Source organism: Flavobacterium sp. ZB4P23 (assembly GCF_003970375.1).
Classification (GTDB): Bacteria; Bacteroidota; Bacteroidia; order Flavobacteriales; family Flavobacteriaceae; genus Flavobacterium.
Window position 1 is genome coordinate 149,085 of the sequence record NZ_RYDK01000008.1, and the last position, 13,624, is coordinate 162,708.

General features: G+C 37.1%; 12 protein-coding genes. 1 reads left to right on the plus strand and 11 read right to left on the minus strand.

The genetic code is table 11. From position 1 onward, the window contains the following. Positions 1-69: 69 nt before the first annotated feature. The 5 genes from EKL99_RS13460 to EKL99_RS13480 all read right to left on the minus strand — a co-directional run bounded on the left by EKL99_RS13460 (position 70) and on the right by EKL99_RS13480 (position 5,660). Positions 70-729 (minus strand): 3-oxoacid CoA-transferase subunit B, encoded by a 660-nt coding sequence (locus EKL99_RS13460; RefSeq protein WP_126561390.1) that lies wholly within the window; start codon positions 727-729, stop codon positions 70-72. A gap of 2 nt (positions 730-731) precedes the next feature. Next, positions 732-1,433, minus strand: coding sequence for a CoA transferase subunit A (locus tag EKL99_RS13465; RefSeq protein WP_126552783.1), 702 nt, complete (start codon positions 1,431-1,433; stop codon positions 732-734). Between the two features lie 188 nt (positions 1,434-1,621). Further along, positions 1,622-3,931, minus strand: coding sequence for a penicillin-binding protein 1A (locus tag EKL99_RS13470; RefSeq protein WP_126552781.1), 2,310 nt, complete (start codon positions 3,929-3,931; stop codon positions 1,622-1,624). Positions 3,932-3,940: 9 nt separating this feature from the next. Beyond that, positions 3,941-4,420, minus strand: coding sequence for a gliding motility lipoprotein GldH (locus tag EKL99_RS13475; protein ID WP_126457707.1), 480 nt, complete (start codon positions 4,418-4,420; stop codon positions 3,941-3,943). Then, positions 4,404-5,660 (minus strand): regulatory iron-sulfur-containing complex subunit RicT, encoded by a 1,257-nt coding sequence (locus EKL99_RS13480; RefSeq protein ID WP_126457706.1) that lies wholly within the window; start codon positions 5,658-5,660, stop codon positions 4,404-4,406. Before EKL99_RS13480 ends, EKL99_RS13475 begins: the two co-directional genes overlap by 17 nt. A gap of 604 nt (positions 5,661-6,264) precedes the next feature. Between EKL99_RS13480 and EKL99_RS14475 the strand changes: the two genes are divergently transcribed. Further along, the gene (locus tag EKL99_RS14475) at positions 6,265-6,426 is read left to right on the plus strand and encodes a hypothetical protein (RefSeq protein WP_156063281.1); all 162 of its coding nucleotides are present in this window, start codon (positions 6,265-6,267) and stop codon (positions 6,424-6,426) included. Positions 6,427-6,708: 282 nt separating this feature from the next. Here EKL99_RS14475 and tnpA read toward each other — a convergent pair whose 3' ends face one another. The 6 genes from tnpA to EKL99_RS13510 all read right to left on the minus strand — a co-directional run bounded on the left by tnpA (position 6,709) and on the right by EKL99_RS13510 (position 13,455). Beyond that, a complete protein-coding gene (tnpA, locus tag EKL99_RS13485; RefSeq protein ID WP_126563558.1) occupies positions 6,709-7,143 on the minus strand; it encodes an IS200/IS605 family transposase in 435 nt (144 codons plus the stop codon). A gap of 21 nt (positions 7,144-7,164) precedes the next feature. Further along, positions 7,165-8,550, minus strand: a complete 1,386-nt coding sequence (locus EKL99_RS13490) for a rhodanese-related sulfurtransferase (RefSeq protein WP_126567788.1) — start codon at positions 8,548-8,550, stop codon at positions 7,165-7,167. Between the two features lie 505 nt (positions 8,551-9,055). After that, the gene (locus EKL99_RS13495; protein WP_126577121.1) at positions 9,056-9,466 is read right to left on the minus strand and encodes a BrxA/BrxB family bacilliredoxin; all 411 of its coding nucleotides are present in this window, start codon (positions 9,464-9,466) and stop codon (positions 9,056-9,058) included. An 87-nt stretch (positions 9,467-9,553) separates the two neighbouring features. Beyond that, positions 9,554-10,708: a lycopene cyclase family protein gene (locus tag EKL99_RS13500; RefSeq protein WP_126577122.1), complete on the minus strand. Its 1,155-nt coding sequence runs from the start codon at positions 10,706-10,708 to the stop codon at positions 9,554-9,556. 36 nt (positions 10,709-10,744) lie between these two features. Beyond that, entirely contained in the window at positions 10,745-11,212 is a 468-nt protein-coding gene (locus EKL99_RS13505; RefSeq protein WP_126577123.1) for a thioredoxin family protein, read from the minus strand. Continuing rightward, positions 11,212-13,455, minus strand: a complete 2,244-nt coding sequence (locus EKL99_RS13510) for a TonB-dependent receptor (RefSeq protein WP_126577130.1) — start codon at positions 13,453-13,455, stop codon at positions 11,212-11,214. The genes EKL99_RS13505 and EKL99_RS13510 overlap by 1 nt, the downstream gene beginning before the upstream one ends. Positions 13,456-13,624 lie beyond the last annotated feature (169 nt).

Genomic DNA, 13,624 nt, shown 5'->3' on the forward strand with positions numbered 1-13,624 from the left:
TAAATCACTAAATACAAAAAGCCCTAAATTTCATTAAATTGTGGTTTTTTTGTGTTTTTAAGACTCGGGCTACTCAATAACCATTTCCAGAATTTCGCCTTCAATAATTAAATCAGCTTCCGTAGAAGCGATGATATGCGCTACGGTTACACCCGGTGCGCGTTCCAATAATTTGAAACCTTGCGGCGTTACTTCTAAAACGGCTAGTTCAGTAACGACTTTTTTAACACAGCCAACACCTGTTAAAGGCAAGGTACATTTTTTAAGTATTTTAGATTCGCCAGCTTTGTTAACGTGCATCATGGCTACAATAATATTCTCGGCAGAAGCCACTAAATCCATTGCGCCACCCATTCCTTTGACCATTTTACCAGGAATTTTCCAGTTGGCAATATCACCATTTTCGGAAACTTCCATTGCACCAAGGATTGTTAAGTCAACATGTTGTCCACGAATCATTCCAAAACTGAATGACGAGTCGAAGAAACTTGCTCCAGGCAAAGTAGTTATGGTTTGTTTTCCGGCGTTGATTAAATCAGCGTCTTCATCGCCTTCTAAAGGGAATGGACCCATGCCGAGAATTCCGTTTTCACTTTGAAATTCGACGTCAATTCCTTCTGGGACATAATTAGCAACTAATGTTGGAATCCCGATTCCGAGATTCACATAGTAGTTGTGTTTTAATTCTTTTGCAATGCGTTTTGCAATTTGATTTTTATCTAAAGCCATAATCAGAAAATTTTTCTCACGGTTCTTTGTTCAATTCTTTTTTCATATTTCACACCTTGAAAAATTCTATTTACAAGTATTCCTGGAATATGAATTTCGTTTGGATCTAAACTACCTACAGGCAACAATTCTTCTACTTCGGCGATAGTTATTTTTGCCGCTCCGGCCATACAAGGATTAAAGTTTCGTGCTGTTCCTTTGAAAACTAGGTTGCCGGCTTCATCACCTTTCCATGCTTTTACGATGGCAAAATCAGCTTTGAAAGCGTATTCCATAAGATGCATTTTTCCATTGAATTCCCGTGCTTCCTTCCCTTCGGCTACTTCAGTTCCATAACCGGCGGGGGTAAAAAAAGCTGGAATTCCTGCTTGTGCCGCACGACATCGTTCTGCAAGAGTTCCTTGCGGGATTAATTCTACATCGAGTTCTCCAGATAGCATTTGACTCTCAAATTCGGCATTTTCACCTACGTAAGAAGAAATCATTTTTTTGATTTGGCGTTTTTGCAAAAGCAATCCAAGGCCAAAATTATCTACTCCTGCATTGTTTGAGATACAGGTTAAATCCGTAGTTTCTTTTTTTACTAATTCGGCGATGGAATTTTCTGGAATACCGCATAATCCGAAACCGCCCAGCATGATGGTCATCCCGTTTTCAATTCCTTGAAGGGCTTCATGTACGTTATTTACTTTTTTGTTAATCATAAAATTGAATGCTAGTTGACGAATTTTAATTTAAAGAAGAACCCAATCTGTTTGTAGTATTAATAACAACAAGATTTAATTTTAAGAACGAATTGCCTAGCCCAGATAGAAGCGACATCCTTTTAGTCTCCTTCTTTAAGGAGACTAAAAGATATAGCGGATGGCTGGATTAGCTCCAGATGAAAATTTTACAATTCAAATTCATCGGTATTTTGTTCAATATTAGTGGTGTCTATTACTTTTGGAGCGGTGTAGCAGTCTACTTTTATGGATAGATTTGCGGGTCTTTCAAAGGATGCTTTGGATACTTTTAGAGCGGGATCTTCGTAACAAAGTTTCATAAAATAACCCCAAACCGGCAGTGCTGCTGTGGCACCTTGTCCGTAAGTTATGCTTTTGAAACGGGCAGAACGGTCCTCGCAACCCACCCAGACTCCAGTTACAAGATTAGGAACCATTCCCATAAACCATCCGTCAGATTGGTTTTGTGTAGTTCCTGTTTTACCTGCAATAGGATTTTTAAATTGATAGGGATATCCTGTCCAGCGTTTGTCTCCGTTTCCGCCGCCGGTGGTGCGCAAACGATCTCCGGACCCGCCTTCCGTAACGCCTTCTAATAATTTGATCACGGCATACGCGATGTCTTTGTTTAAAACATCATGTGATTCAGGGATGGGTTCGTAAATAATTACGCCACCTTTATCTTCGATTCGAGATATAAATTGGGGTTTCATATACACGCCTTGATTGGCAAAGGTGCTGTAAGCAGCAACCATATCTTCGACGGTTATTTCAACGGCTCCCAAAGCAATGGAAGGCTGAAGTGGAATCTCTGATTTGATGCCTAATTTATGGGCTAAATCGACTACAGCTGCCGGACCTACTCGGTCTATTAATTTTGCGGATACAATATTGATGGAATTTGCCAATCCTCGTTTTAGCGTTACCATTCCGCTGTATCTGTTGTTGGAGTTTTTTGGTTCCCAATCTTCGGTAACATTATGACGTCCTTTTCTAATCATAAAAGGGGAATCAATAATGGAATCGCAAGGTGACATATTCAATTGCTCTATGGCTGTAGCATAAACAAAAGGCTTGAAAGTGGAACCAACTTGTCTGGCACCTTGCCCTACGTGATCGTATTGAAAATATTTATAATCGATACCCCCAACCCACGCTTTTATATTTCCCGTTTGAGGTTCCATCGCCATGAGTCCGGATTGTAAAAAATGTTTGTAATACCGAATGGAATCCAATGGCGTCATAATAGTGTCTTTTTCTCCCTTCCAAGAGAAGACTCTCATTTTAGTTTTTATGCTAAAGGATGCTATAATTTCTTCGTCCGTTTTTTCCAGTGATTTTAATACCGCCCATCTGTTCGAGGATTTCATGGCTTGGCTTAAAATGCGTTGTGTTTCTACAGAAGAGATGTTGACAAATGGCGCATTTTTATTTGTTTTGGATTGCTCGAAAAATTCTTCTTGAAGATTGGCCATGTGCTCCGTTACTGCTTTTTCAGCATGCAGTTGCATTCTGGAATCAATGGTAGTATAGATTTTTAGACCATCTTTGTAGATGTCATAATCTGAACCATCCGGTTTTTTATTTTCCTCCGCCCATTTTTTTAGGTAGTCTCTTAAATATTCTCTGAAATAGGTTGCTGTTCCGTCTTTGTGCGTTTCTAATTTGAACTTTAATGTGATTGGTAAAGCTTGCAGTCTTTCTTTTTCTTCTTTTGAAATTATTTTTCCTTTTTCTAATTGCAGAAGCACTACATTTCTTCGGTTTATGACTCCTTGTGGATTTCTCACAGGATTGTAAAGGCCAGAATTTTTAAACATTCCCACTAATATTGCCGACTCGCTGATGGTTAAGTCCTTTGGTTCTTTAGAAAAATACGTTTTTGCGGCTGAACTAACTCCGACAGAATTGTTTCCAAAATCGTATACATTACAATACATGGCAATGATTTCATTTTTAGTGTATTGTCTTTCTAATCGGATGGCAATAATCCATTCTTTTATTTTTTGTACAATTCTAAAAGGCAGGAATTTAGATCCTTCTCCGTGAAATAATTGTTTGGCTAATTGCTGCGTCAAGGTACTGGCTCCTCCGCTGGTTCCTAAGCTCGAGATGGCTCTCAAAGTACCTCTTCCGTCAATGCCGGAATGCTCATAAAAACGAGCATCTTCCGTTGCGATTAGTGCTTGAACCAAATTTTTTGGCAAGTCAGAATACTTTAATTGAGATCTGTTTTTTTCGAAATATTTCCCTAAAACCACTCCGTCAGCGGATATGATCTCAGTCGCTAAATTAGAATCGGGATTTTCTAAATCTTCAAAAGAGGGCATCGAACCGAAGATTCCCCAGGAAGCAAACAGGAAAAATAAAGCAAGACTTCCTAACCCTACAAAGAATATTTTCCAAAAAATATTTTTGTAATGAGCCATGTCTTTGTCATTATCTTTAGCGGGACTGTTGTTTTTTTTGATAGCCATAATACTATTTTATTCTTTTTTTTCTATTCTAAAACCTACATCTGTAACTCCGTCTAAAGCCGTCACGCCGGGAACTTTGCCGTTTTCTCTGACTGCTTGCTTAATATGAACGGTGTATTTGGATCGAAACCGTACATTTTCCTTATAAAAAAGTTTGCTTTCTTTTATGTCTGAAAACCCATTCCCTAATAGTAATCCCTCCGGATCAGCCATTTGGTATTCGAGCGTGTCTACTTTTGTAAAACCATTAGGTAGTTCTAAAGCTACAATTAAGAACAAATTGTTGTATTGATACGCATTATTCGCTCTCAAATTCACAAACAAATTATAGCGTTTTGTGGAATCTAGTTCTGGTAAATGGAACGTTACAATGCTGTCTTTATGCCACGCACTACCCACAGATTGATAGTCATCAAAAACCCTTTTTTTATCACACGACCAGAATAGAATTACTACCAAAAGAAGTAAAGCGCTATTTTTTATCCACATTTTTAGTAATAATTATAGGTTTTCTTGGCTCTACAGGCTTTTTGTCATTTGGAGTTTGACGGGTATTGTTTGCAGGTTTGTTGCTGTTTGCTACAATTGCATTTTCACCGCCCGGTTTTCGTTTTTTATTTGGTTTTTTCTTCGTTTTGGGTTGGTCAAAACGAGTTAAACTTTCTTGTCCCATTGCATTATTGAAGTTTTTCTCTGGTTCTGCAATGATTTCTATTGCAAAATCTTCTAGCGAAGAAACTTTATTTTTCAGTTTGTTTTCAGCGATGATTTCTCGGACTTGATCAATTTTCAATACGTGCCAATTTGCAAAATTATTGGTGTAGGCAAACCACATTAATCCTTTGAAAATATCTTGTTTCTGGCAAATGGCATCTCCTTTTTCCGTCACCAATTTTGTTTCAAAATCCGGGAAGTCTTTCAAAGCATCCATGTACGTATCCAGTTCATAATTCAAACAGCATTTCAATTTTCCGCATTGTCCGGCTAGTTTTTGTGGATTCAAAGATAGTTGTTGGTACCGTGCCGCTGAGGTATTTACACTTCTAAAATCCGTCAGCCAAGTCGAACAACACAATTCTCTTCCGCAAGAACCTATTCCGCCTAAACGAGCTGCTTCCTGACGGAAACCTACTTGTTTCATTTCTATTCGGGTACTGAATTCTTTAGCAAAATCTTTAATTAATGCTCGAAAATCAATTCGGTCATTTGCCGTGTAATAAAACGTAGCTTTTGATCCGTCCCCTTGAAATTCGATATCTGAAATCTTCATTTCCAGTTTTTGAGCAATCGCCAGTTCCCGTGCGCGCACCTTCATTGGCTCTTCTTTTTCCCGTGCCGCAGACCAAATATCAATATCTTTTTGGGATGCTTTTCTATAAATTTTCGGAATTTCGTTGCCCAGGTGATTGGCTCCTTTTTTCTTCATTTGAATTTTAACTAATTCTCCTGTCAAAGTAACAATTCCTATGTCGTGTCCCGGAGAAGCAACAGTAGCCACGATATCGCCCATGCTTAACGTTAATTTCTCTGTATTGCGGTAAAATTCTTTTCTGCCGTTTTTGAAGCGTACTTCCACACAGTCAAAAGGGGCGTCACCATTAGGCAGACTCATATTAGAAAGCCAATCAAAAACCGTCAATTTATTGCAGCTGTCGGTGCCGCAAGTCCCATTATTTTTACAACCTTTAGGTGATCCACCATCAGAAGTTGAACAACTTGTACATGCCATAATTTTATATATAGTGTTGCGACGAGCACAACTTATGTTTTTAAAACGTTTAATGTGTAAAGATAGTATTTTTTAATTTTACGTCACAACGCATAAAAGCACGAATGCCTCATAAATTTTCAATAAAAAAACCCATTACAAATTAGTTTGTAATGGGTTAGTTTTGAATCCCTTCTTATAAAGATATGATGTGTTTTATATCTATTTTGATTTCAAAGATTGCCCCATGAATGTCTTCAACCGTTGAAACGGTTGGCTATAGTTTAATGGCTGTGTGTGTTTAGAACATAGCCTACGGTTTCAACCGTAGGCAACGTAAAGAACAATACATTGTTTTTCAAAGCTTGTCCTATGAATTTCTCCAACCGTTGAAACGGTTGGTTGTAGTTTAATGGTTGTTTGTTTTTTGAACATAGCCCACGGTTTCAACCGCTGGTAACATAAAGAACAACACATTATTTTTCAAAGATTGTCTCATGAATGTCTCCAACCGTTGAAACGGTTGGCTATAGTTTAATAGTTGTGTGTGTTTTGAAGATAGCCACGGTTTTAACCGTTGGCAACGTAAAGAACAATACATTATTTTTCAAAGGTTTTCTCATGAATGTCTCCAACCGTTGAAACGGTTGGCTATAGTTTAATGGCTGTGTGTTTTTTGAACATCGCCTACGGTTTCAACCGTTGGCAACGTAAAGAACAATACATTATTTTTCAAAGATTGTCTCATGAATGTCTCCAACCGTTGAAACGTTTGGCTATAGTTTAATGGTTGTGTGTGTTTAGAATATAGCCCACGGTTTCAACCGTTGGCAACGTAAAGAATAACACATTATTTTTCAAAGATTGTCTCATGAATGTCTCCAACCGTTGAAACGGTTGGCTATAGTTTAATGGTTGTGTGTGTTTTGAAGATAGCCCACGGTTTCAACCGTTGGCAACGTAAAGAATAACACATTGTTTTTCAAAGATTGTCCCATGAATGTCTCCAACCGTTGAAACGGTTGGCTATAGTTTAATGGTTGTGTGTGTTTTGAAGATAGCCACGGTTTCAAATTTGGCTTAACCCATGTAATTTTATAAATTCGTCAAATTCATCTTGAGAATTTTTCTTTAAATGATGTTGCTTTTGATTCTTTATGTAATTATAAACGGATTCTAATTGAGATTCACTAACGGAATAAGCGGCATAACCTGTTTGCCAAGCAAATTTTTCAATCATTAAATTTTCTCCATTTATAGAATGTGACGAGCTCCCTTTAATTTGTTTTATTACATCTGCAATTGATTTTTGTGGATTTAATAAAAATAAGGCGTGAATATGATCTGGCATTCCATTAATGATTCGTACGGGACATCCCAATTCAATTAATTCTTGTCTGATATAGTCGTATACTTGTTTCTCTATTGAAAAGTCAATTAATTCACCTCTGTTTTTGGTTGCCCAAACAGCATGAATCCATAATTTATTAAAGGAATGTGGCATACAATTAGTTTTAAATTTCCACTAATCTACAACTTTATATAATTTATCTGACAATCGAATCCGGAATGGCAATTTAAAAGTACAAGTATCTCCAGAAACTGCTTTTTCTTGTGCTAAATCGTTCACCAGCATTTCTTCAATAATTACTATTTGTTCTCCGGTTGTAGCTCCTTTAATCAGAATCGTATCACCAATTTTGATTTCGTTTTCTTCAATTAGAAACTGACCAATACTTGGTTTTGGATAAAAGTGAGTTCCTTTTCCAATGTATTGTTTTTTGATCTTTATTTCTTTTTTGAGAACGGTAGCTACTCTGCGAGCAATTTTTGACTCAGCCAATTCACTAAGATTCGGAACTCCTGCTAATGGATCTTGATTATTTTTGAAAGTCAAAACGTCTGATTTCCCTTTTTTGAAGATCTTATTTCCGTTTTTAATTCCTCGTCTAATAGCTTTCTGTTCTTCTTCCGGCAAATGAATTATAGTTACACATTCAGCAGAACAACAGTTTTCCATTTTTCCCTTGCAAGAGTCACATTGAATAAAAAGTAAATGACAACCTTCGTTCACGCAATTGGTATGTACGTCACAAGGTGCGCCACATTGATGGCATTGCGAAACAATATCGTCTGTAATTCTTTCGCCCAAGCGATGATCAAACACGAAGTTTTTTCCAATGAATTTACTTTCTAAACCTTCTGCTTTTACCTGGCGGGTGTATTCAATAATTCCGCCTTCAAGTTGGTACACGTTTTCAAAACCTTTATGTTTGAAATAAGCACTGGCTTTTTCGCAGCGAATTCCTCCGGTGCAATACATCAATAGTTTTTTGTCTTGTTTGTGTTCCGTAAGCTGCTCTTCGATAATGGGTAATGATTCCCGAAAAGTATCCACATCTGGTTTGATAGCTTTGGTGAAATGTCCAATTTCACTTTCGTAATGATTTCGCATATCGACTACAATCGTGTTTGGATCTTCGAGAAGTTCGTTGAATTCCCTTGCTTTTAGGTGAATTCCAATATTCGTCACATCAAAAGTTTCATCGACTAAACCGTCAGCCACAATCTTATCACGGACTTTTACGGTGAGTTTCAAGAACGAATGATCGTCTTGTTCTACGGCAATATTTAATCGGATTCCTTTCATAAAATCGTAGACCTCGATGGAATCTTTGAATGCATAGAAATGATCCGCAGGCAATGATAATTGGGCGTTGATTCCCTCACTGGCTACATAAATCCGACCCAAAACTTCAAGTGAGTTCCACGCCAGAAATAATTCGTTACGAAATTGTGTTGGATTTGAGATTTGCGCATAAGCATAGAAAGACAAAGTAAGACGTTGTTTTCCGGCATCATCAATCATGATGGCTCTTTCCTCTGCGCTTAATGTGTTATACAGTTGCATGCTATAAACAGTTTTAAGTTGAGAAATATATTTTTTGCAAAAGTAAACAAAAAGGTTAAGAGAGGCAAAGTTTTCAAGGAACTAAGGTTCACAATCAAAAACAATGCTTGCTTAATTTACGGTAATGTCTTGGTTATTTAATTTTTTAGGAGCTCTTTCCTGCTGTTCACTATATCTGTTGTGGCGAACCCCGCCACAACAGGATGCCGTTTCCATCTGGGCTAGGGTAGTTGTGGTGAATAGAAGGTTTAGTTTCTCAGAATTGTAATTAGCTCTTCAAGCCACACGAAAGGATTCGTGCGGAAGCGGGGGACAATTTTGGATTGACCTTCCTGTGTTTATTTTGTCATTCTGAGGAACGAAGAATCTTTATCTGTTGAGCAATTTATAAGGACTCTTCCTTAGTCAGAGTGACAACTTTGTCTTAAATGCAAATAATAATCACCATCAATAAACAAAAAAACCACGCCGAAACGTGGTTTTATATTCTATGCTTTGACTGGGATTAACAATACTCGTTAAATGCGTCTTTCAAGTTTTCAGCAATTAGTTCTGCTGGGCGACCTTCAATGTGGTGACGCTCTAGCATGTGCACTAATTCTCCGTTTTTGAACAAAGCCATACTTGGCGATGATGGAGGAAAAGGAAACATGTGTTGTCTTGCAGCATCAACTGCATCTTTGTCAACTCCTGCAAAAACAGTGATTAAATGGTCTGGTTTTTTAGCGCCATCCAAACTCATTTTTGCTCCCGGACGTGCGTTTCTGGCAGCACAACCACAAACCGAATTTACAACTACAAGTGTTGTTCCTTCTAATTTTATTGCGTTTTCTACTGCCTCAGCACTATGTAAATCTTGAAAACCGGCAGTCGTTAGTTCCGCTTGCATTGGTTTTACCATTTCTTCTGGATACATATCTTTTATATTTTAAATAAATACTATTTTGTGTTGCAAAGTTACAAAGTTTACCTTCAAGATTTAGAGATGAATTATAAAGTTTTGTTATAGTTTGATTGATTTGAAAACGACATGAAAAATTGCTTTGATAAATAGTGTTTTGGGACATTTCAAAATCACTTTTATGTCTTCTATCAAAGATGTTTCTTCATCTAAAAACTTAAAAATCAAGCTGGGATTGCCTTTTTTGAACATCGAAGAAAAGATAGAAGAACCCAATTCATTTTTTCGGTCTAAGATGTCTAACAGAAGTAAATCGTAAAACCAGAATTTAGTGCTTTTATGAAATTTCGTGAAGTCGGTTTCCCTTTGTAGAAAGGCAACCAATTCTGTTGATTTGGTGTCCGAATTTTTGAATGTATAGCCCGTACTAGCTTTCGTCCAGCCGCCAGAAGTTCCTATATTGATTACGTTTTTAGTATTCGCTTTCCAAAAAGGATAACACGTCATAGGAATGCTACCTTGTTCTTTTTCGACGATTTCATAGTTTGTAATCCCAAGTTTTTCGATGTATTGCTGGATTTCGTTTTCGTATTCTTCGGTCTTCAAATGGTGGTGCGAAAACAAGGTGTATTCCAGTAAAGCTTCAGTTTTGGAAGTGGGCAACACATACATAAAACGGGTATTCCCTTTTTGTTCCACTGAAAAATCCATGAAAGTAGCTTGTTCGGGATTGAATACAGCTTGCTCACTTTTGATAAACCAACCTGTAAAATGCTGTTGTAAAACAGGATATTTTGTCTGGTTTTCTGCTTTTTCTTTGTTGTAAATACTATTAAACAATTTCGAGCAGGAAAAGGATTCGCTTTCGGTTTGTACCATAATTATGGTTTCGGATTCTTTGATTTCCAAAACTTTCTGGTTGATGAACGTGATGTTTTCTTGTTTTGAAAGCAGATTAAATACCCGATTATAGAAATCCAGCCCTTTAACCATATTGTAGCGGTAGGGTTTCAGGTCTAAATCCCGATGAAAATCTGCATTGGCAAACAAAGCCGAATCCCATTTCTTGGAAATGGATTGTTCCCAAACCGAATCACTAGTTTTCCAAAAACACCAGGTTCTGTCGTTGGTTTTTTTGGTATTTTCATCCAATAACAAAATACTTTTATCTCGGAATTTACCAGATTGGACCATTTTATACACGGTCATCAAAGCCGATAATCCTGCGCCGGTAAAGATGTAATCGAAGTGTTTCATTTGAGAATTTGACATTTCCATCAAAAATAGACAATTTTATTCTTTTAGTTTGGCTAAAATCATCTTTAATTCTTTTGGCTTTAAGTAGCCGCTGTGCTGAAAAATAATCTCATTTTCACTATTCAAAACACATAAAACAGGAAAATTCACTTGCTTATTTATTGTTCCTAATGCGATGGCCAGCTCATGGGTTCCGGAGTTGTTTCCCGTGGGCTTGAATTGAAAAGTGGTTTTGTTGAAAACAATGCTTCGTTTTTCTTCGGCATTAAAATTAGCAAAATAGAAAGCAGCGTTAAGCTCCTTGATGATTTCCTCGTTTTTAAAAGTGGTGTTTTTCATCACATGGCAAAACGAGCACCAATCGGTTTGAATAAAAACAATCGTATTTCTCTTTTCGATCGTTTGCAAACTGTCTATTTGTTCGAATGAAACGGAGTGCAACTGCGCAAATCCAGCGGGAATCCCGCAGCATAATAACAACAGTAAATAAAAAATCTTTTTCATTATCTTAAGGTATATCGAAGTCCGAAAAAACTTCTGATTCCTTGATTGGGTCCATATACGTACGTCGTGTCAAATGTCAACCCATACGGGTTTTCAGGCGTTGCCAATACTTGTCCGTTTGTGTCGTAGGTTACATTTTTATCAAAAGGATCATTTGTTCTTGCAATTAAAAACGGGTTATTTTGTTTAGGCAAAAAGTTCAACAGGTTTTTAATTCCGACATAAATTTCAAAATCAGGTAAACCAGAATAGGTGAATTGAATGTTTTGTAAACTGTACCAAGGTGATTCTGGAGCACGGGGATCTAAAGCGCTTAAAAGTGGGAGTCGCATAGGGCTGTATAGATTTCCGGTGTAATCAATATTTAAATCGATAGCTTGAATTTTATAGGAAGCACTCCAGGTTGCAGTAAATTTTTCGGTTAGAAAAGGTGTTTCTTTTAGACCATTTTGAACGTTTTTGTTGTCTAACAAAGAAGCGCCGGTGATAATTTTTAATCCATTAGGAAAATTGAAATCGACATTCATACTGATTCCTTGACTTATCGCATAGCCATTGATGTTGTCATAAATGATTTGGTTGGGATCAGTAACATAATCAGAAACAATTTTATTGCTGAATCTGGTATGGAAAAAGGAAGTTTCAATGCCAATAAAGGTTCCGTTATCAAAATTTATTTTCTTAATATAATTCAAATTAGCATTGATGGATTGTTCCGGCTTCAAATTATTTACGATTACAATTTCACGAGCGCCAGTCAAGGCAGCATGATCTTCGGTAAATAAATTTACCACTCTAAAACCTGTTCCGGCGTTCAGTCGAATAATATTATTATCGTTCAATTTCCATTTATAGGCAATTCTTGGCGTCAAGATACTTCCGTGAAACGAGTTGTAATCGTAACGCAGTCCCAAGAGTATCTTGTGTTTTTCGGTAAATGTAATTTCGTCCTGAACAAAAATTCCCGGCAGCCAGGTTTTCTCGGGATTGTTATTTCCCTGTTTTAATGTTGCCGGTGTATTGTCATCGTAATAATTGTATCGGGTAGCAATTCCGGTTAGTAAATCATTCCTCCCTGTTTTCTTGTCCCAAGTTAGTTGTACAAAACCAATTTTTTGATTGGCAATATAACTGGTTGTCCCGTAGCGACTGTCTTGAAAATGTACATTTCCTGAAAAGGAAAGCATTAGTTTTTCCTGAAAAGGCAATTGGTAACTTCCTATTAGTTCCGCTCGTTTTGTATAAATGCTTTCGCCATAGATCTCGTCTCCGCCACGGTGTTTTTTCTCCCAACGCACATCGCCGCCAAAACGGTCTTCATAAACCCCACGCGCCGCAATAGTGAACAAACGGTTTTCTTTTCTGTTGAAAGTCCATTTTTGAAAAAGGGAAATTCGGTCTGAAAGGGTGACATCAGTAAAATTGTCGCCATCGTTGTCTGTTTTTTGATTGTAGCTAAAATAATTTAAACCCAAAAGAGCTGTCGCTTTCTTGCCTACATTGATTTTTACTCCTAAATCAAGGTTGGTTTCCAACCAAGAAGTAGAAAACACATCTGCGGAGAATAGGGGAGCGTTTGTTGGATTTTTGGTAATAATATTAATCAAACCTCCAACGGCCTCACTACCGTATAGAGACGAAGCGGGACCTTTTACGATTTCAATTCGTTCGACCAGTGAATTTGGAATTCCAGATAATCCGTACACCGTCGATAAACTGCTCACGATGGGCATTCCGTCAATTAGAACCAAAGTATACGGACCTTCAAGCCCATTAATATGGATGTCGCCCGTATTGCAAACGCCACAATTAAGCTGTGGTCTTACACCATTTACATTCTGTAATGCTTCATAAATACTGGCTGTTGGATTTTTCTTGAAAAATATTGGGGAATAAACTTCGACAGGAACGGGACTTTCCAGTCTTTTTACGGGTTTTAAAGTTCCGGAAACCACAACTTCGTTAAGTTGGTTTTCATTATTTGAAAGTTCCAAATCCAGAATAGTGTTTTCATTAATTTTGACCGTTATATTCTTTTTTAAAGTTTGAAAACCTTCTGCAATAATTTGTATTTTGTAATTCCCTTCAGCAATATTCGCTATACTGTAATTTCCTAAACTATCCGTTTGGGTGGCGTATTTTGTTCCAATTAAAAAAACTCGAGCCTCCGAAACCCCTTTTTTTTCTGATGAAATAAATCCAGAAAGATTTGTTTTTTCTTGGCTGTAGCCAAAGTGAAACATAAGGAAAACTAATAATGAACATAATTTTTTCACAATGCTTAAATTAAATTTAGGCAAAACTAAAAATTATATTTTGCAAAACCAATTTTTTAATTACATTTGTATCAATAACTTAATTGGTTTAGTGAGAAGTCTTCAAGAAGAAATCAATAAATTGATTTGTATTAAA